The sequence below is a fragment of the Paenibacillus sp. FSL K6-1122 genome (genome assembly GCF_037977015.1).
GTDB classification, from domain to species: domain Bacteria; phylum Bacillota; class Bacilli; order Paenibacillales; family Paenibacillaceae; genus Paenibacillus; species Paenibacillus amylolyticus.
Genome location: NZ_CP150272.1, coordinates 946,184 through 964,244 on the forward strand (window position 1 = coordinate 946,184; position 18,061 = coordinate 964,244).

Below are 18,061 nucleotides of genomic sequence, written 5' to 3' on the forward strand. Positions count from 1 at the left end.
TGGAGTAGTGGCCCCAAGAAGAGTGAAAACGCCGACGGTATTACAAATGGAAGCTGTAGAATGCGGAGCTGCCTCACTGTCGATCGTACTTTCCTATTACACAAGTTTCATTCCACTGGAGGAGCTTCGGATATCCTGTGGCGTGTCCCGTGATGGCAGTAAAGCGAACAATATTCTCAAGGCAGCAAGGCAATATGGAATGGAAGCCAAAGGGTACCGTAAAAATCCCGAGGATCTGAGAAACATGCCATGGCCGGTCATCATCCACTGGAACTTCAATCACTTTCTAGTATTGGAGGGCATTCAGAAGGATCGGGTGTTCCTCAATGATCCGGTTACGGGCCCGCGGGAGATTACCTTTGAGGAATTGGATCAGTCGTTCACGGGTGTTGTACTGACGATGAAGCCTGCGGAGGGTTATGTCCCACAAGGCAAAACGTCAAGTCTGCTTAGCTCTCTCTCCAGTCGAATCAAAGGTTCGGAGAAGGCACTGGTCTATGCGATTATAGCAGGATTGTTTCTGGTTCTGCCCGGTCTGGTCATTCCGGTGTTCAGCAAAATTTTTATTGATCAGGTCTTACTTGGACATCTGAACAATTGGTTATTCCCGCTTCTGGTTGGTATGGGAATAACGGCGCTGCTGCGTGCATTGCTGATTTGGCTGCAGCGCTACTACTTGCTCAGACTGGAGATGAAACTGGCTTTAAGCTCATCCAGTCGTTTTTTCTGGCATGTACTCCGGTTGCCGATTGAATTTTTTTCCCAACGGCATAGCGGAGACATCGCATCAAGGGTGGCCATCAATGATCGGGTCGCGCAGCTGTTGTCTGGACAGCTGGCAGTCGCTGCACTGAATTGTGTCATGATCCTGTTTTATCTGCTCCTGATGTTGCAGTACAGTGTATTGCTAGCTGTAGTTACGGCAGGGGTATCCCTGCTTAATGTTATATTCATGCAATTCATCACGCGTAAGCGCAACGATCAGAATCTGCGCTTGTTGCAGGAAAGCGGCAAGATGCAGGGTGTCTCCATGAATGGACTTCAGGTTATTGAGACGTTGAAGTCCAATAGCTCTGAGTCTGATTTTTTCGTCAAATGGTCAGGTTATCAGGCAAAACTGTTGCAATCCAATCAGCAATTTGGCGTATCCAATCAGTTTCTGATGTCTGTTCCCACACTGTTGACCAGTCTGGGGGCTGTTGCCGTGTTATTTTTTGGCGGTTTTCAAGTCATGGACGGGGCATTGACCATTGGTTCGTTGGTTGCTTTTCAAAGTCTTGCGGCAAGCTTCAGTCAGCCTGTGAATGAGATGGTCATGCTGGCAGGAACGATTCAGGAAGCAGGAGGAAGCATGAAACGTTTGGATGACGTGTTGCAATATCCGGTGGATCGTCAGATTCAATCGGATCTGGATGAAGCAGACGAACAGAAGGACAGTGCCAAGTTATCCGGTCAGGTACAGATCAGTAATCTGACATACGGGTACAGCAAGCTGGAGGCACCGTTAATTGATCAGTTTAATCTGTCTATTCAGCCAGGCATGAAGGTGGCTCTGGTTGGCGGTTCGGGCAGCGGAAAATCCACGATCGCAAAGCTGATTGCCGGAATATATGAACCGTGGGAAGGTGAGATTCGATTTGATGATCTGCGTCGGGATGAGATCTCCAGGCATCGGATGGGCAATTCCCTGGCCGTTGTGGATCAGGAGATTGTGCTGCTTGAAGGCACGATCAAGGAAAATATTACATTCTGGGATGCAACGATTCCGGAGACAGATATCGTTCGTGCAGCCAAAGATGCCGTCATTCATGACCATATCGCAGAACGTAGCGGTGGGTATGACCACATGATTTCGGAGAATGGCGGTAACTTCAGCGGAGGACAGAGACAGCGGCTGGAAATAGCCAGAGCCCTTTCAGGCAATCCGTCGATTCTGATCCTGGATGAGGCGACGAGTGCACTTGATCCGGCAACAGAGAAATTGGTCGATGACAGTCTTCGGCGCAGAGGTCTGACCTGTATTACGGTGGCTCACCGTTTGAGTACCATCCGGGATGCCGATGAGATCATTGTACTGGAACGCGGGAAGATAATTGAACGGGGAACGCATACGTTTTTGATGGAGCAAAACGGATATTACACCCGTCTTATTCAGAGTCAGTAACAGGGGTGCAGAAGGGGGTGAAAGCGTGGCAGAGCCGATCAGGCCGAAAATGGAGTCATTTTTTACAAAGGTTGGAACGATTCATGATGTGGAAGGAAATAACCCTATTCTGATCACGGATGAGAACAGTGTATGGTACGTGGCTTCCGGTTACGTGGATGTATTCGCTGTAGTCATGGAAGGAGAGAACGCCGGAACAAGACATAAACGCCGTTATATGTTCAGTCTGGATGAGGGAGCGCTCTTGTTCGGCTTTGACAATGGTCAGATGGTGGAGCGAATGGGCTTGTTGTTAACAGCGTCTGTCGGTACCAAAGTATTCCGGATAGATAAGGAGTTACTCCTGAACCGAAGAGTAAACGACCAGTGGGATAACGAGTGGCTGGCATCCAGGGTAGATCAGTGGGTTGGTAGTTGGTCGGCAGCACTGAATGTACGGAATTCACCACTTGAATTTACACTGTTGGAACCTGGGGAAGATCAGAATCTGATACCTGATCAGACCTGGAGGCCGATGCGTACCGTATGGATTAAAGTACAGGATGGCATGGTACTCTGGGGGAAAGAACATCCCGTTACTACAGAAGATGCTTGTTACATACCCGTAACGTCCTCGGGCTGGCTGGAAACGCAACAAGCGGCTGTGGTCGATGTAAAAGTAACACAGTCCTGGTTACCCACAGATCCGTCACTTCACGGGTTATATGCCTTCCATCGATTAGTCGCCAATAGGCTTGCGGTCGTGGTTGCCAAGGAACGCTTGCAGGAACAGGAACGCTTGCAACAGCGTACGGAGCATGATGATTCCTTAATGGACCATGCGCTCAAAAAACTGATTGCCGTTACCGGGCCGGATGAGCAGCAAGTTGTCTCCTTTTATTCTACTGATCCGCTTTACCCGGTAGGCAAGATCGTTGGGGACTATGCTGGTATCGTGATGAAGCCTGTTACACGAAAATTAAAAAGTCAATCGAAGCGTTCACCTGTCCAGGAGATGGCGGAAGCTTCCGGTGTGCGTTCCCGCCAGGTCGCACTTAAAGGGGAATGGTGGGAAGCCGACAATGGACCGCTTGTTGGATACCTGGAGACATCAGGCGAGCCAATTGCATTAATCCCGGCAGGGGCCAATTCTTATCGATGGGAGAATCCATTGCACGGGGAAAATGGGTTCGTTAATGATGAAATGGCGGCTACCATACAGCCGATGGCGTACATGTTTTACCGGCCTTTTCCTGCCCGTGAGCTTGGCATCAAAGACCTGCTTCAGTATGGTGCTCACCACTCGGTTCGTCGGGATCTCGTGATGGTGATTCTGATGGGGGCACTGGCTGGATTACTGGGCATTATGGTCCCGCTCGCCAGCGGTATTCTGGTGGATACCATTATACCGGAGTCTTATCGAGGGCCGTTGGTACAGATGGCCTTTATCCTCATCGCGGTCGTGTTATCAATTGCCTTGTTCCGACTCGCAGGTTCACTTGCCGCGCTGCGTATGGAAGGACGCGTGGAGAATGCGGTTCAGGCTGCCATCTGGGATCGATTGCTGAATCTGCCGGTTTCGTTCTTCCGAAACTATTCAGCCGGAGATTTGGCTTCCAGAGCGGGAAGCATCAATGCGATTCGGCAGCTGTTATCCGGTGCAGTAATCAGTTCGCTGCTAACAGGTGTGTTCTCCATTTTTCAATTTGCATTATTGTTCCGGTATAGTCCTGTTCTTGCCTTGGTGGCGGGTGGTCTTGTCCTCATCTCCATGTCATTTACCTTTGCGATTGGCCTGCTACAGGTACGTTACCAGCGCCGATTGTTGGAGCTTCAGGGACAGATTGCCGGAACAGTACTTCAGCTATTGAACGGAATGAGCAAATTTCGGATGGCAGCAGCCGAGAACCGGGCTTTCTTCTTGTGGGCCAGAGCATTTGCGGAGCAGAAAAAGTGGTCCTATAAAGTTCGGATGCTGGATAGCTTCTCCAGTGTATTTCAAGCCTTTTTCCCATTGCTGACATCAATGGTGTTGTTCTACCTGGTGGTATCTACCCGTTCAGAAATGTCGGCAGGACAGTTTATCGCCTTTTTCGCTGCATTTACCAGCTTCCTTATGGCCATGCTCGGTATGGCTACAGCACTATTATCCGTGGTGAACATTGTTCCATTATATGAACGAGCCAAACCCATTCTCAAAACGTTACCTGAAATCCATGATCAGTTGGAAGATCCGGGTGAGGTGAGTGGAGCGATCGAGATTCGCCATATCCAGTTCCGGTATGAAGAGGATCAGGCACTTGTGTTGAACGACCTGTCGATGGATATCAAATCAGGACAATATGTAGCCTTTGTCGGGGCATCAGGCTGTGGAAAGTCTACCTTGATGCGATTGTTACTGGGTTTCGAACAACCTCAGAGCGGTTCTATTTATTTCGATGGTCAGGATCTGCGTTCGCTTGATATCAGCTTGCTTCGGAGTCAGTTCGGCGTGGTGTTACAAAATAGCAAACTGATGTCCGGTGATATCTTCACGAATATCACAGGAACGTCGGATCTGACGATTCAGGATGCTTGGGAGGCCGCAGCCATGGCTGGATTCGATGATGACATCCGCAGCATGCCGATGGGCATGCACACCGTAATTTCCGAAGGTGGAGGTACACTATCCGGTGGGCAACGGCAGCGTTTAATGATTGCCAGAGCCATTGCCAAACGGCCGAAGATTCTCTTTTTTGACGAGGCAACAAGTGCATTGGACAACCGGACACAGCGTATTGTCAGCCAAAGCCTCAGCAAGCTTCAGGTGACAAGGATTGTGATTGCACACCGGCTCAGTACGATTACGCAGGCGGATCATATCTATGTATTTGATAAAGGCAGAATCATTCAGTCTGGCACCTATCAGGAGCTGATGGAGCAGAATGGGCTCTTCGCGGAACTGGCCAGCCGTCAGCTGGCGTAGATTTGAACTAAACTTGAAGTAACCTTGAGCGTTGCTTGAAACTGGGCTGTTATGCTGAATAAGGTAAGAAACCAAATCGATCTATTGGAGGAATCATTACATGAGTTGGACAGAAGAGCAGATTCAAGAAACGGTTAATGCAGTTATGGCTAAGGCAAGTTCGGATGCAGCATTCCGCGCATTGGCTGTAAGCGACATCTACGCAGCAATTCAGCAAGAAACGGGTCAAGAAGTACCACGTGAGTTCAAAATCAATGTAGTGGATGGAACAGGTTACCACGCAACGATTGTATTGCCAGAAGCACGCGGCGAGGCGGATGAGTTGACAGAAACCGAGCTGGAATCTGTGGCTGGTGGTAGCAAAGACGGCGCAACTGATTTCTTCAATGGCGTGGGTAGTATTGCCGAGGATGCAGCAAGAGCAGCCATCCGTGTTGGAGAGAATTACGGTAACGCACAAGCCAAGTAGTCTTCCTTATATACTTCATACTTATATTAAAAAGCATGGAATGAATTGGAGTGTGATCCCCTACCCAGGTAGGATCGCACTCCAAATTGCTTAACACGAGCCAAAAAGTCCGCTGTCTGAACAGGAATTCAGTGCAGCAGTCACCATGGCTACAATGACGAACAAGAGGTGCCTGCGTGTCAAGGAAGACAGCTTTCTCATTGAAATGGATCAAATCATTCTGGATGATTGTGCTCTGTATGGTAACTGGAATTGCGGCAGGATTATACGTTCCTGAGTTGGCTCATGCCGTATCACGTTTTGGCGATCTGTATCTGTCCTTTTTGAAGATGTGTGTCATTCCCATTATGATGACCGCCATCATCTCTAGCATCGGCAGTCTGTTTATCCAGAGCGGAGCGATGAAGATGATCGTTCGCATGTGCATGGTATATACCATAGCGTTGATATTCTGTGGTCTGTTGGGTCTCAGTCTTGGTGGAATCGCTCGTCCGGGTGCAGGGCTGCCAGAAGAATCCAAACATGTACTTGGGGCTATTGTATACGATCTGAGCGCCGATAACAGTGCCCTGTCCATCGAAGAGAAGCCGCAGGGGATATTTTCGTTTTTGCTTAACATGATTCCATCCAATATATTCACAGCGCTGACGGAAAACAATACGCTGCAAATCTTGTTTTTTTCCGTGATCGTTGGGGTGGCAGTCGGCATGATGCGGACACCGCAGGGAGATGACGTGCTGAAGATTGCTGATGTATTGTTTGGAGCGTTTCAAAAGGTGATCTCCTGGTCCATGTACGCATTGCCTTTTGCACTCTTCTGTATGATGGCAGGGCAGTTCGCGACACTAAATTTGGATATTCTACCTGCCATGATGAAGTTGATTATGATGTTTTACATTTCCAGCGTGATTCTGATTGTGCTATCTATTGTGATCATGGCTGTAACATTGCGGAAGCCTGTCCGGGTCATCCTGTCTGCATTGAAGGATGCGTTAATTCTGGCATTCGGTACACGGAATAGTATCGCCACCGTTCCGACCTGTATGGAGGCACTGAGTATGAAGCTTCAGCAAGATCCGCGTATCGTACAATTGGTCGTACCTCTGGGCATGATCATGTGCCGTTACAGTATGGTGCTTGTGTATACGCTTGGCATCACCTTTACCGTCCAATTGTATGATTTTGACTTTACGTTGTCGCAGTGGATCGTGGTGCTTGCAGGGGCTGTGGTGATATCGATTGCTGGTGCAGGCTCCCCGGGTGTTGTCTCTATTGGCATGATCGCGGTTATTGCGGAGATGCTGGGTCTGCCTTCCGAGGTCACCATCATTCTGCTTTTGGCTATGAATCCAATTATTGATCCTATCATTACGGCTGCGAATGTATCCATACAATGTCTAACCACTTCACTATTGTCAGCCAGAAAGGATAACTATGATCACTATCAAACGGCTAACACTCCAGGACAGGTTGAAGTATAAATCGTTCATGTTTCAGTGGTTATACAAACAAGTGGAACAGAGCTTGAATGATCCAATGGAATCTGAACGGTTCATGTTAATCGGAGCAGAATCGCAAGGTGTCCCCGTGGGCCTGCTTGTGCTTGAGCAGCGGGGTGGATACGGGCATGCAGTCTTACAGTGTATCTTCGTATCGAAGCCATGGCGCAGGCAAAAAATCGCTACATCGTTGCTCCAGGAAGCACGAATTTTAGGTATGGAGAAAGAAATGGCTACGCTCTCTCTGAGCTATTACTCTGACAAGTCTTCGACGGATACGATCGAAGCTTTATTGCATAAGGAAGGCTGGATACAGCCGCAATGTGAATCAGTCGTTTTCCATATCCATCTTGGAAGCGGAATTGCTGAGGCGACCTGGTTAAGGGAACGAGCTATCCCCAATGGGCTGGAGTTATTTCTATGGGCAGATCAGGAAGAGGGGCAACTTAGACAATCCATTGAAACAGGAGAGCTTGATTTCCCTTCATTTTTGTCTCCGTTCAAAACCTTTGCTCCCCTGGAACCAAGCAACAGCTTCGGTATTCAATCCACACAGGGAGTTCAGGGGTGGTCGATGACGTATCGACTGGACGAGGACACGATCTTGTATGATGCACTGTATATTGCGCCGGAATATCAACAGTTCGGTCTGGCTTTTCAGATGCTGGGCAGATCCATCCGGGTTCAAACGGAGGCAGGCATCCCCCACGCGATGTTCACAGTTAACCAAAGTACACCAATCATGATGAAGCTTTCCCGGCAGTGGCTTGCACCGTATTCTTGGAAGACGAGTGAGAAGCGAAGCAGTTATATCCGATTGGGATAAGGAGAGGAGGGCGAATATGAGCGACAGAGAGAATACCAACACGAAGGATCGTATCGTGATTACAGGCATGGGCGTATTATGCGCACTTGGCGATCACCCGCAGATGGTATATGAGCGTATGCTTGCTGCTGAGACCGGAATTCGGGAAGTAACCCGCTTCGACACGGATAAGTTACAGAGTTCACTTGCAGGTCAGTTGGAGGATTCCATCCGTGAAGGAGCACTTGCAGGCACAGCGGAGCTATCCATGGACTTATGTGCACGGTATGCCATCGCTGCTGCGAGGAAAGCGTTAATCGATAGTGGCCTTTCAATAGCACATGCGGATAACATGAAACATCACGACAGGGCAAAAGGAACAGGCAGAAAGCCATCCGTTTTTCCTGCGCGGATCGGACTCACGCTGGGTACGTGTAACGGTGGAGTTCTATCTTTGGAAGAACAGTGGAACCTGTCTGAGTTGGACGTTGATCATACGTCCCGGTATCCATTTTATCAGCAGGGCGATGATGCAGCGCGAGTTCTGGGTGTGGCAGGTCCGGTCGCAACGTTAAATACGGCATGTGCTGCGAGTGGTAATGCCATAGGCTATGCAAGTGATCTCATTCGCTGGGGGTATGCCGATGTGATGCTCGCTGGTGGATCTGATCCATTGTCGCATAGTGTATATGCCGGATTTAATGTACTCCGTGCACTTAATTCCCGTCCCTCTTCACCCTTCAGCACCCAATACGGATTGAATCTGGGAGAAGGTGCTGCTTTTGTGGTTCTGGAGAGACTGGACGCCGCACTTGAACGTGGTGCTACGATCTATGCTGAATTATGTGCCTATGGGTTGAGTAACGATGCCCATCATATGACGGCTTCTCACCCGGAAGGTGCGGGTATACAACGTGCAGTGGAGATGGCGATCAGCCTTGCTGGAGTATCCAAAACAGATATTGAATACGTAAACGCACACGGGACTGGAACACAGGCAAATGATCGTGCTGAAATTAGTGGTCTGCAGGGTAGTTTCGGGCCTAATCTGTCGATTCCTATCAGCTCAAGCAAAGCCTATTTTGGTCATACATTAGGTACTTCGGCTGCATTGGAGCTGGTTACCTCGCTCTACGCTATCAGGCAAGGATACGTTCCCGCTACGCTTCATTTTGAAGAAGCTCGCGAAGGCTGCGAGGATGTTGATATCATTCAACATTCGATGCGTCCGATGCGCCCGGAATATATGATCTGCAACAATTCTGGCTTCGGAGGACACAATGTTTCGCTTGTGCTGCGTACAAATGGAATTGAAGAAGAGCGGTATTCAAGCGTGCAGAATCCTGAACGTGAGAATTCACTTGCAGGGCATCCGGGCGAGGCAGTCCCCCGACGACGTGTTGTCATTACTGGAGTGGGTGCCGTCAGCAAAGGGGATATCCGTAAGGGAAGTGTACTCGGGGCTTTCGGTAAGGATACCAAACAGGTAACGGAGACGTCCTTCTTCTCCTTAAAAGATTACGATAAGAGCAAATATGAGCGCAGAATGAACCAGCTCACACAGAATACGATTGGTGCAGTCCTTGCAGCGCTGGAGGATGCAGCGCTGGGCGAGTCTCAGCGGGAACATACGGGCTTTATCTACGGTACAGCACGAGGAAGCACGAGCAGTATTTCGAACTTTCTGGAATCTGTATTTGTCAAAGGCCCGGAGTATGCAAGTACGATCTATTTCCCGCATACGGTCATTAATTCCATTGCTGGTCAGACGGCTGAGAAATTGCAATTTAAGGGATTCAATAGCTCCTTCAGCACAGGAGGCACTGAGGGATTGACTGCCGCATTGTATGCAACGGGCAAGATCCGAGAGGGAGCCCTGACGTCTTGTCTGATTGGTGCTGGAGATGAACGATCCCAGCTTGCGGAGGATATCGACCGGGCCAAGGGATTGCAGGACAGCCGTTACGAGATGACGGAAGGCAGTGTCTGTATGGTCCTCAGTGACCTGGAAGAAGCTGATCAGACGCGATCCGGGATCTATGCGGAATTGAGTGGACTCGGTGTTGCTTCTGGCGCAGCACATGACGCTTCGAGACAGAGCGAGGCGTTGATCCGGGCAGTTACCGATGCACTCCATGAAGCTGAAACCAGCATGGGGCAAATGGATCTGATTTTGCTCAATTCAGTGGGACGTCCCGGTGAATTGGAGTTAGAGCAGAGCGCCATATCTTCGATCGGGGAAGCTGTGGCCGTACCATCTGTGCCGATCATTAACCTTAATGCATGGGCTGGCTATGGAGAATCGTACAGTTCGATGTTACATCTCGCGGCGGCTGCAGAGCTTGTAAGCCCGGGAGCCATGCACGAACTTGCCAAAGGTACCTACGCCCATCTGGGCCTGCCTGAGCGAACATCTGCATATCAGCATATTTTGACCATCAGTTCTACCGTTAATGGCAGTTATTCTGCGGCAATCGTCAGTAGCGTCGCTGAGTGAACCGTGTTAATTGAAAAAAATTATAGGAGGCTTACACATATGACAGTGAATTACGAGGTAGAGATGGATGAGATCAAACAGACAATCAAACAAACGTTGTTAATTGATCGGCTCAAACTGGAGGACATCACCGCAGAGGAAATTACGGATGACATGATTTTGTTCGGTGAAGAACTGGGACTGGACTCTGTGGAGGCGTTTGAGGTTATGGTTGGTATGGAAGAAGTATACGGCGTGATGGTCGAGGACCTTCCCGCGACAGAGTTGCAGATTCATCTGAAAAATGTGCAATCTATTGCCGAACTGATTATGGCCAGAAAGACCAAAGGAACGCGAGGCCAATGACCTTTCGTGATCACGTCGTTGTGGTTACGGGGGTAACACGGGGCATAGGGCGGGCCATAGCGATGAGATTCATTGCAGAGGGAGCCATTGTGGCAGGCATTTATGTCAGGGATGACGCTGCAGCGGACCGGCTAACAGAAGAGGTGAGTGCAGCAGGCGGACGGATGCAGTTGTTCAAGGGCTCTGTTGCGGACCATGCTTTTGTAGCGGATGTGATGAAAGAGGTATTTGATACATTTGGTCGTGTGGATGTCCTGATCAATAATGCCGGAAGATCGAGCGACCAGATGGCACTGCGGATGGAAGAGCACCAGTGGAATGAGGTGCTGGACACCAATTATGTTGGTGCCTGTTATTGCTCACAGGAAGCAGTCAGCTATATGGTTCTTCAGGACAGTGGAAGCATTATCAACCTGGTGTCGGTGAGCGGTATATATGGCCGGGAAGGGCAGTGTAATTATGCAGCTTCCAAAGGCGCTTTGATGGGGCTGACGAAGTTATATGCCCGCCTGTATGCATCACACAACATTCAGGTCAGTGCCGTCGCACCAGGTATGATTGATACCGAGATGACGGGGGAGGTGTCGCAAGAGAAGCTGAATGATTTTCTGCGCCACACCCTCACCGGAAGGCAAGGGTCTGCGGAAGAGGTAGCTGAGGCGGTAATATACCTCGCAGGACCCGCGGCACGTTATCATACCGGACAGACATTAAAACTGGATGGCGGCTTTTTGCGTTAAGGGCAAACTTGAATTGGACTCAGAGGGAGGGAAGCTAATGAAAACGGCGTATGTGCATCATGCAGAGAGTACAGTTATGCAGATGATGGTTGTATATTTGTTACATCGTGGCTTGCAGATTACAGCAAGCTTCGCCACTTCAGAACAAGCAGAGCAGTTTCATTCCGATCTGTCTGTGCACGACCAGAAGAACTGCCGGACTATCGTTGCGCCGGACCTGGGAATGAAGGGAATTGAATCCGTACTGTCAGCATCTGCCGAGCATATGCAGGGGCTCGACTTCTATATTCATGGTAGTAGCTGGGTGGATGAACTGTCTAAGCTCCAAAGTGATCCGGCGGCTTTTGCTCTAACCAGCCATCGTCAGTTAAGTGAACTCTTTCTATATACCCGTGCAGCAGGTCATTTTATGGCGCGTAAACAGAGTGGACAGATGATCGTACCCATACTGGCAGATATGATGCACTATAGTGGATTTCCTTCTTCTCCGGTGTATAACCAGGGTGCCCAGGCATATGTCAAAAGCTTTGCCAAAGAGATGACGCCTTTTCGAGTCTCGGTCAATACGTTAACGTTTGGTTACTACCGTATGGAGAACCACATAAATGCCGGACGAAGTCGAAGGAAGATCTATGATATGTTCACCTTAAAACCTTCTGTGCCTGAATTGGAAGAGCTTGTACAAGGTCTAGGCCTGTTACTTGATTATGGTCAGGGCATGAGTGGTCAAAATATAACGTGGGGTTACGGTATTCCGTCTGTTCTCTGATATGATCTGAGACAATACGGCTTCAGTAATCTTCGAAAGAGGCAGAAGATGGGATATCAACAGAATGGAAACGATGCGGAGCAGGAGAACCGCCAGTCCGATGAACTGCTGGAAGAAGAACTGGAAGAGGTTGTCGGTGGACTGGCGACTGTTTCAATTGCGCGTTGCAAAGTCTGCCACATTCGAATTGCAGTGTACGAGATGAGCGTATGTGCAGCTTGTTTTCGCAAAACGCAGCTTCCACTTGCAGGAGAAGGGGGCTAACCATGATCAGAAGTTACGGCCGGCTGTGCAGCTTGCTGTTGTTCATGTTAATCATAGGACTTATCCTCTCATCCTGTACAAGCGTATCCCGAGACGCTGCATCAACCATAGCAAGTCCGCAGATTGAAACGGCTCCGTCTCGGGCAACAGAAACGGACATCACAGCATCTAAGGCAGCTAAGGGAAGTGAGCCAAGAGTTTATACTGCGGAAGAATTAGAAGGATATCCGCAAGATATTCGGGATATTTTGAGCAGGGGCAAGCTGAGGATTGGATTGAAGGTAGAGGACCGTTATCCGTTCTTTTACACCGATGAAGAAGGGTTACTGCGCGGGAGCGATGTTGAGCTTGCCAACGACATCGCTCTTAAGCTTGGAGTTAAACCGGAGTATATCCGAACAGCGGATTCTTTCGATGAAGTGATTGATCAGGTGTCTTCCGGGGAGGTGGATGTCGGCATATCCAAATTGAGTATCACCCTGGAGCGGGCGAAGCGAGTACTGTTCTCCAATGCGTATCTCCATTTCAAACAAGCACTGCTGATTAACCGCCTTCAACTTGCGGAGCTTGGCAAAAAAAACGAATTTCCCGATGTGCTAACGCTGCTTCAGCAACGTGGAACACAGATCGGCATTGTGCAAGGCACGTCTTACGTAGGTTTCACACGTGAGCTCTTCCCTACGCAAAAACAGATTGCCTACAAGAATACTTCCGAATTGTTTGATCGTGTGCGGCAAGGCGAAGTGATCGCTGCAGTTTATGATGCTTTTGAAATTTCACGTTATTTGGATCAGAATCCTGCCTACTCCCTTGACCTTCAATATGTGCAGCTGGAGGATCAGGATGACGATATTGCCATCGCCGTTGATCCGCGCCGCATGCATCTCCACCAGTGGATCAATACGTATCTTCACATGCAGGAGAAGAACATTCAGCGCTGGCTTGAAAACTATGGCATCTGAACAATAGGGTTGTGCTATGATACATGCATGAACCCGGTGGTTCGGTTTTTTATTCAGTTAAAAGAGGGGACACAGTGGTGGGAATCTCATGAATAAACGTACTTCTTTCCTGTATTACATCATCCCTGTTATGCTATTTTTTCTGATTTTTACGGTACTGATCTTGATTGAATTACCTTCTAATCAGATGAATGCAGAAGTTCAGGATGGGCGTTTAACGATTACCAGTGAAGCTCTGTCCTCTGGAGAAGGAAGTCGGTTAGATGGCGAGTGGGCATTCTATTGGAAACAATTGCTGGAGCCCAAGGATTTTGCCAGTGAACGAACGGGTCAGGTAAGTTACGTTAATGTTCCAGAATCTTGGGGGAATTATGAAATCAGTGGGCATAAGCTGGATAATACGGGATTCGCCACGTATCGTCTGGTGGTGGATTTACCTGAGCAAGATATAGAGCTGGGATTACTAACCTCAGGGATAACTTCCGCACACCGATTGTGGATTAATGGCAAACTGGTATCCGAAAGTGGGATTGTCGGACGAACGTTAAAGGAATCTTCTTCATATAAGGTGCCTGCTCTAATCCGAATGGAGGCAGGGCAGACTCAAGCTGATATTATCATTCAAGTTTCGAACTATACACATCGAAAAGCGGGTCTGTTTGGCTCTCTAACGATCGGTGAATATAATCAATTGAATCAATCCATGAAATACAAAATTGTATCCGAGAGCATGATTATTGGCTGCATGTTGATTATGGGGCTCTACCATATCCTGTTGTATGCATTGTTGCGCAAAAATCGGGAGTCTCTGTATTTTGGTCTGATCTGCATTCTGCTGGCCATGAAGAACAGCTCTGATTCCCAGTACATTTTATCAGAGCTTATTCCGGGAATGAGTGGTGATACGTTCCTTAAAATTGAGTATTTAGGCTTCTTGGGCAGCTCTCCACTTGCTCTACTTTTTTGTTACTCCATATTCCCCAACGAGATGTCCAAACGATTACGTATATTTTGGATTCCAGGGTTGCTATTCACTGTATTTATCCTGTTCACACCTACTCAGGTATATACGAAGTTTGCGTTGTTCATGCAGGCATACGCGATTCTGATCGGGATTGTGATCATTCAAAATGTGGTCCGAGCTGCCATGAAAAAACTTGCTGGGGCACACTGGATGCTGGCAGGTACCATCGTATTCTTCATTACCGTAGTGAATGATATTTTAATGAATAACGGTATAATTCAAACAGGAATCTATTTCTCATATGGTCTTCTCTTTCTCATTCTTTGTCTGTCGATTATTGTATCCACCAAATTTTCCAATGCCATGAAAACCAATGAACGTTTATCTTCGCGCCTGCTTGAATTGGATCGGGTAAAAGATGAGTTTCTGGCCAATACCTCCCACGAGCTTCGTACACCGCTCAACGGAATTATCGGGCTTACGCAGTCGTTGCTACACAGCATGGATGACCGGTTGGAAGATAACCAGCGAATGCATCTGAACATGATCGTCTCAAGTGGTCAACGTATGTCTTTTCTGATTAACGATATTCTGGATTATGCACTTCTTAAAAATAACGATGTACGTCTGAATCGAACCAAAATAAATCTGCACCAATTAGTTCAGGTAGTCCTCACCGTGGTTAAACCGCTCATTACTGGTAGGGATCTTCTATTACATAATCGAATTGATCCCCATTTTCCACCGATCGAAGCAGATGAGAATCGAATGCAGCAAATTTTGTTTAATCTGGTCGGCAATGCGATCAAGTACACACCATCGGGTCATATCGTGATTCGTGCACGGATTGTGCAGGGCGATATTGAAATTCAGGTAGAGGATACAGGGATTGGCATACCGGAGGATAAATTTGCAATGATTTTCAATCCATTCGAAAAGCTGGAATCCATTGATAACACGGGTACCGGACTTGGACTGAAAATCACCAAGCAACTTGTCGAGCTGCATGGAGGAGAGATTAAAGTACAGTCGAAAGTGAATCAGGGCTCCCTTTTCTCGTTCACCATCAGGCAGCATAAGAAGAATGTTCCAACTGCGCTACCGGATAAGCAAAACAATGAATCCATTCAGAACGGTGTAAGCACCCTTCGTTCTGTTGCAGAAGTTAAGACAGCAAGTTCACATGCTCTTAATAGGGAAGTCAGTTCCGCGAAAGAATCGGAGAGCCAACTTTATCGTGTATTAATTGTGGACGATGAGCCCGTTAACCTGCAGGTGGTGATTCAGCAGCTTGCACCACTGGCATGTGTGTTTGAAATTGCGAACAGTGGCACTGAAGCACTCGTGCGTATCAATGAGTTGCAGAATTTTGATCTGGTGATCACGGATATGATGATGGTCGGCATGTCTGGATATGAACTATGCGGATTGATCAGGGAGCGTTACAGTCTGATTGAGTTACCTATTCTAATTATGACAGCAAGTAATCGAGATGATACAATTACAGCCTGTTTTGCCGCCGGAGCCAATGATTATATATCAAAACCTATTGGACGTAATGAACTCATAAGCCGTGTACGCACACTGTTGTTGTTAAAAAGGTCTGCTCAGGAGCTGAGTCTGAACGCACAGCAGCTTGAAGAGTTGAATCAGCAGTTATCCGAGTTAAATACCAACCTGGAGCATCGTATTCAGGATCGTACAGTAGAGCTGGAGCAGAAAAATAAAGATATGGGCCGTCTGGAATTGTCACGCAGACGATTGCTGAGCGATATATCGCATGAACTGCGCACACCGATGACTGCGATTCAGGGCTATGTGGAGGCAATTGTATCCGGATTGGTGGATAATGAAGAGGATCAAAAAGTATATCTGCAAATGGTCTTGGTGAAGGCGCTGGGGCTAAACCGTCTCATTCACGATCTATTCGAGTTGTCCCGACTGGAGTCGGGCAAGTCTGAAATGATCTTTATCATGATGAACTTGCAGGAGTTAATGGATACCATTCAGGACAAATTCAGGCTGGACATCGCACGTGCTGACATGAGCTACGAATTTCAGATGAACATTACGACTGCTCAGCGAAGTGAATATCAAGTCGTGATTGATATGGATCGGATTACTCAGGTGTTGACCAATCTGGTGTTTAACGCGATTCAGCATACAGGTGCAGGTGGAATGATTCGTCTTCATTGTTCCATTGAGGAATGGGAAAATGACGGTGAATCTCCAGGACGACTTACCATCCGTGTGGAGGACAATGGAGCGGGTATTATGGAAGAGTCACTGCCATTTGTATTTGATCGCTTTTTCCGTGAGAAACATGATCGGCATGTGGTTCAGGGCAGTGGAATTGGACTTGCGATTGCGAAGGAAATTATTCAGTATCATGATGGAAACATACACGTAGAAAGTGAAGTCGGAAAAGGGAGTTCTTTTTATTTCACGTTGCCTCTGTATGTTCTGGATTAGGGAAAGACAAGGATTTACAGTAATTAAGCCATTAATGAGTGGCGTTCAACAGGAAAAACGAGTACTCAGGGTTCACCCGGGTACTCGTTTTTTGTTTTGCACGGAGCGTCTTATGAGTCGAATTAATTTGCTAGTTTGATGATGAAGAAGCGGCAGCAGCCGATGCTGCGGCAGTTGCGGCCATGGCGGCCTGCTGGGCGATGATAATATTTGTGATACTGGTTGAGATTGCTGTCGTAAGCACACCGTTCCGCAGATTCTCCACATGTTGAATGGCTACCAGAGCAGACGAGAACAGGAGCAACTCCTGTTTGTCGATTGACCAGGCACCGAAGCCTTTTTGAGTCCGTAACCAGTCATTTGTTTCCGCGACTTCATCCACTAATGACTCTCTGTCCGAAGGCAGTAGAGAAAGTATCCCGAGAGATGGTAATGTGTACGTTTTGTCCATTCGAAGATCCCTTTTGCGAAAAGCTTCATTTAAGGCAATCACACGAGCAACTGCATCCGGGGTATCCTCTCCAAGAACCAGTACCTGTGTTAACGCCTGCACACTGTTTCTGGAAGAGAACTCTGTTTTTAATTCCCCGTAGAGTTGTTCCATACGTGCCACACCAGTATCTACGTTGAGGTCGGAAAGAGCTAACATGGCAGCGAAAATGTAGTCATCCTGTCCAGTGAGGAAACGATGCTCTGCTTTCATGCCGTCATAAAATAATTTGGCCCGCTCCACCGTAGGTTGAAACTGGTCAGCTGATGTCTGAGTAGCGATCTGATAGGCGGCAATAACCAGATAATCGGAGTTGCGGAATTTGATCTCTTTCATCAAGTCATAGACATGCAAGGTGTCTGCCAGCTTCGTCTCTTCATCCGTTGTAAGGGAGAGCATGGCAGCAATGCTAATGGCCGAATTACCTCTGAATGCAGAGAAAAGTTTTGTGTTTTGCTTAATCAACTCATGGCTTTGACGAATAGCTTCCCCATCCGCTGTTTTATTCTCCGCTGCATAGAGCAGGGCAGCCAGACGTTGCATCATCGCATGTTGCCATTTGAACGACTCCTTGATGATCTGGGTATTGGAAACAAATAATTCAACTCGTTCTGCATGATGCTGCTGCATAGGCACACCTCCATATTCACTGTTATTCAACAATACCCTTCCAGCTT

The 18,061-nt window shown here is 48.0% G+C and carries 13 protein-coding genes; 12 read left to right on the forward strand and 1 reads right to left on the reverse strand.

The window, feature by feature from the left end; all coding sequences use genetic code 11:
* Positions 1-7: 7 nt before the first annotated feature.
* The 12 genes from NSQ20_RS04300 (at position 8) to NSQ20_RS04355 (ending at position 16,894) form a co-directional block, all read left to right on the forward strand.
* Positions 8-2,164 (forward strand): NHLP family bacteriocin export ABC transporter peptidase/permease/ATPase subunit, encoded by a 2,157-nt coding sequence (locus NSQ20_RS04300; RefSeq protein ID WP_340031901.1) that lies wholly within the window; start codon positions 8-10, stop codon positions 2,162-2,164.
* Between the two features lie 25 nt (positions 2,165-2,189).
* A complete protein-coding gene (locus NSQ20_RS04305; RefSeq protein WP_340031903.1) occupies positions 2,190-5,108 on the forward strand; it encodes an NHLP bacteriocin export ABC transporter permease/ATPase subunit in 2,919 nt (972 codons plus the stop codon).
* Between the two features lie 100 nt (positions 5,109-5,208).
* Positions 5,209-5,577, forward strand: a complete 369-nt coding sequence (locus NSQ20_RS04310) for a hypothetical protein (RefSeq protein ID WP_017690595.1) — start codon at positions 5,209-5,211, stop codon at positions 5,575-5,577.
* A 176-nt stretch (positions 5,578-5,753) separates the two neighbouring features.
* Positions 5,754-7,058 carry a cation:dicarboxylase symporter family transporter gene (locus tag NSQ20_RS04315; protein ID WP_340031905.1) on the forward strand — a complete coding sequence of 435 codons (1,305 nt, stop codon included), beginning with the start codon at positions 5,754-5,756 and terminating at the stop codon, positions 7,056-7,058.
* Positions 7,059-7,065: 7 nt separating this feature from the next.
* Positions 7,066-7,902, forward strand: a complete 837-nt coding sequence (locus NSQ20_RS04320; protein WP_076253770.1) for a GNAT family N-acetyltransferase — start codon at positions 7,066-7,068, stop codon at positions 7,900-7,902.
* 16 nt (positions 7,903-7,918) lie between these two features.
* Positions 7,919-10,378 (forward strand): beta-ketoacyl-[acyl-carrier-protein] synthase family protein, encoded by a 2,460-nt coding sequence (locus NSQ20_RS04325; RefSeq protein WP_340031906.1) that lies wholly within the window; start codon positions 7,919-7,921, stop codon positions 10,376-10,378.
* A gap of 39 nt (positions 10,379-10,417) precedes the next feature.
* Positions 10,418-10,723, forward strand: coding sequence for a phosphopantetheine-binding protein (locus NSQ20_RS04330; protein ID WP_083684981.1), 306 nt, complete (start codon positions 10,418-10,420; stop codon positions 10,721-10,723).
* On the forward strand, positions 10,720-11,463 hold the full coding sequence (locus tag NSQ20_RS04335) for an SDR family oxidoreductase (RefSeq protein ID WP_340031907.1): 744 nt from the start codon (positions 10,720-10,722) through the stop codon (positions 11,461-11,463). The genes NSQ20_RS04330 and NSQ20_RS04335 overlap by 4 nt, the downstream gene beginning before the upstream one ends.
* A gap of 37 nt (positions 11,464-11,500) precedes the next feature.
* On the forward strand, positions 11,501-12,232 hold the full coding sequence (locus NSQ20_RS04340; protein ID WP_340031908.1) for a hypothetical protein: 732 nt from the start codon (positions 11,501-11,503) through the stop codon (positions 12,230-12,232).
* A 48-nt stretch (positions 12,233-12,280) separates the two neighbouring features.
* On the forward strand, positions 12,281-12,496 hold the full coding sequence (locus NSQ20_RS04345) for a hypothetical protein (RefSeq protein ID WP_017690588.1): 216 nt from the start codon (positions 12,281-12,283) through the stop codon (positions 12,494-12,496).
* 2 nt (positions 12,497-12,498) lie between these two features.
* The gene (locus tag NSQ20_RS04350; RefSeq protein WP_340031909.1) at positions 12,499-13,458 is read left to right on the forward strand and encodes an ABC transporter substrate-binding protein; all 960 of its coding nucleotides are present in this window, start codon (positions 12,499-12,501) and stop codon (positions 13,456-13,458) included.
* Between the two features lie 88 nt (positions 13,459-13,546).
* Positions 13,547-16,894: an ATP-binding protein gene (locus NSQ20_RS04355; protein ID WP_340031910.1), complete on the forward strand. Its 3,348-nt coding sequence runs from the start codon at positions 13,547-13,549 to the stop codon at positions 16,892-16,894.
* A 130-nt stretch (positions 16,895-17,024) separates the two neighbouring features.
* On the opposite strand, the gene NSQ20_RS04360 is transcribed toward NSQ20_RS04355, so the two are convergent.
* Complete coding sequence (locus NSQ20_RS04360) at positions 17,025-18,014, reverse strand: DUF4003 family protein (protein WP_340031912.1); 990 nt, start codon at positions 18,012-18,014, stop codon at positions 17,025-17,027.
* Positions 18,015-18,061 lie beyond the last annotated feature (47 nt).

What these genes read in the sequence shown, in the direction of transcription:
- NSQ20_RS04360 (WP_340031912.1), bottom strand. Translation starts at nt 18,014, where the DNA reads ATGCAGCAGCATCATGCAGAACGAGTTGAATTATTTGTTTCCAATACC.
- NSQ20_RS04325 (WP_340031906.1), top strand. Translation starts at nt 7,919, where the DNA reads ATGAGCGACAGAGAGAATACCAACACGAAGGATCGTATCGTGATTACA.
- NSQ20_RS04355 (WP_340031910.1), top strand. Translation starts at nt 13,547, where the DNA reads ATGAATAAACGTACTTCTTTCCTGTATTACATCATCCCTGTTATGCTA.
- NSQ20_RS04345 (WP_017690588.1), top strand. Translation starts at nt 12,281, where the DNA reads ATGGGATATCAACAGAATGGAAACGATGCGGAGCAGGAGAACCGCCAG.
- NSQ20_RS04340 (WP_340031908.1), top strand. Translation starts at nt 11,501, where the DNA reads ATGAAAACGGCGTATGTGCATCATGCAGAGAGTACAGTTATGCAGATG.
- NSQ20_RS04350 (WP_340031909.1), top strand. Translation starts at nt 12,499, where the DNA reads ATGATCAGAAGTTACGGCCGGCTGTGCAGCTTGCTGTTGTTCATGTTA.
- NSQ20_RS04310 (WP_017690595.1), top strand. Translation starts at nt 5,209, where the DNA reads ATGAGTTGGACAGAAGAGCAGATTCAAGAAACGGTTAATGCAGTTATG.
- NSQ20_RS04335 (WP_340031907.1), top strand. Translation starts at nt 10,720, where the DNA reads ATGACCTTTCGTGATCACGTCGTTGTGGTTACGGGGGTAACACGGGGC.
- NSQ20_RS04330 (WP_083684981.1), top strand. Translation starts at nt 10,418, where the DNA reads ATGACAGTGAATTACGAGGTAGAGATGGATGAGATCAAACAGACAATC.
- NSQ20_RS04320 (WP_076253770.1), top strand. Translation starts at nt 7,066, where the DNA reads ATGTTTCAGTGGTTATACAAACAAGTGGAACAGAGCTTGAATGATCCA.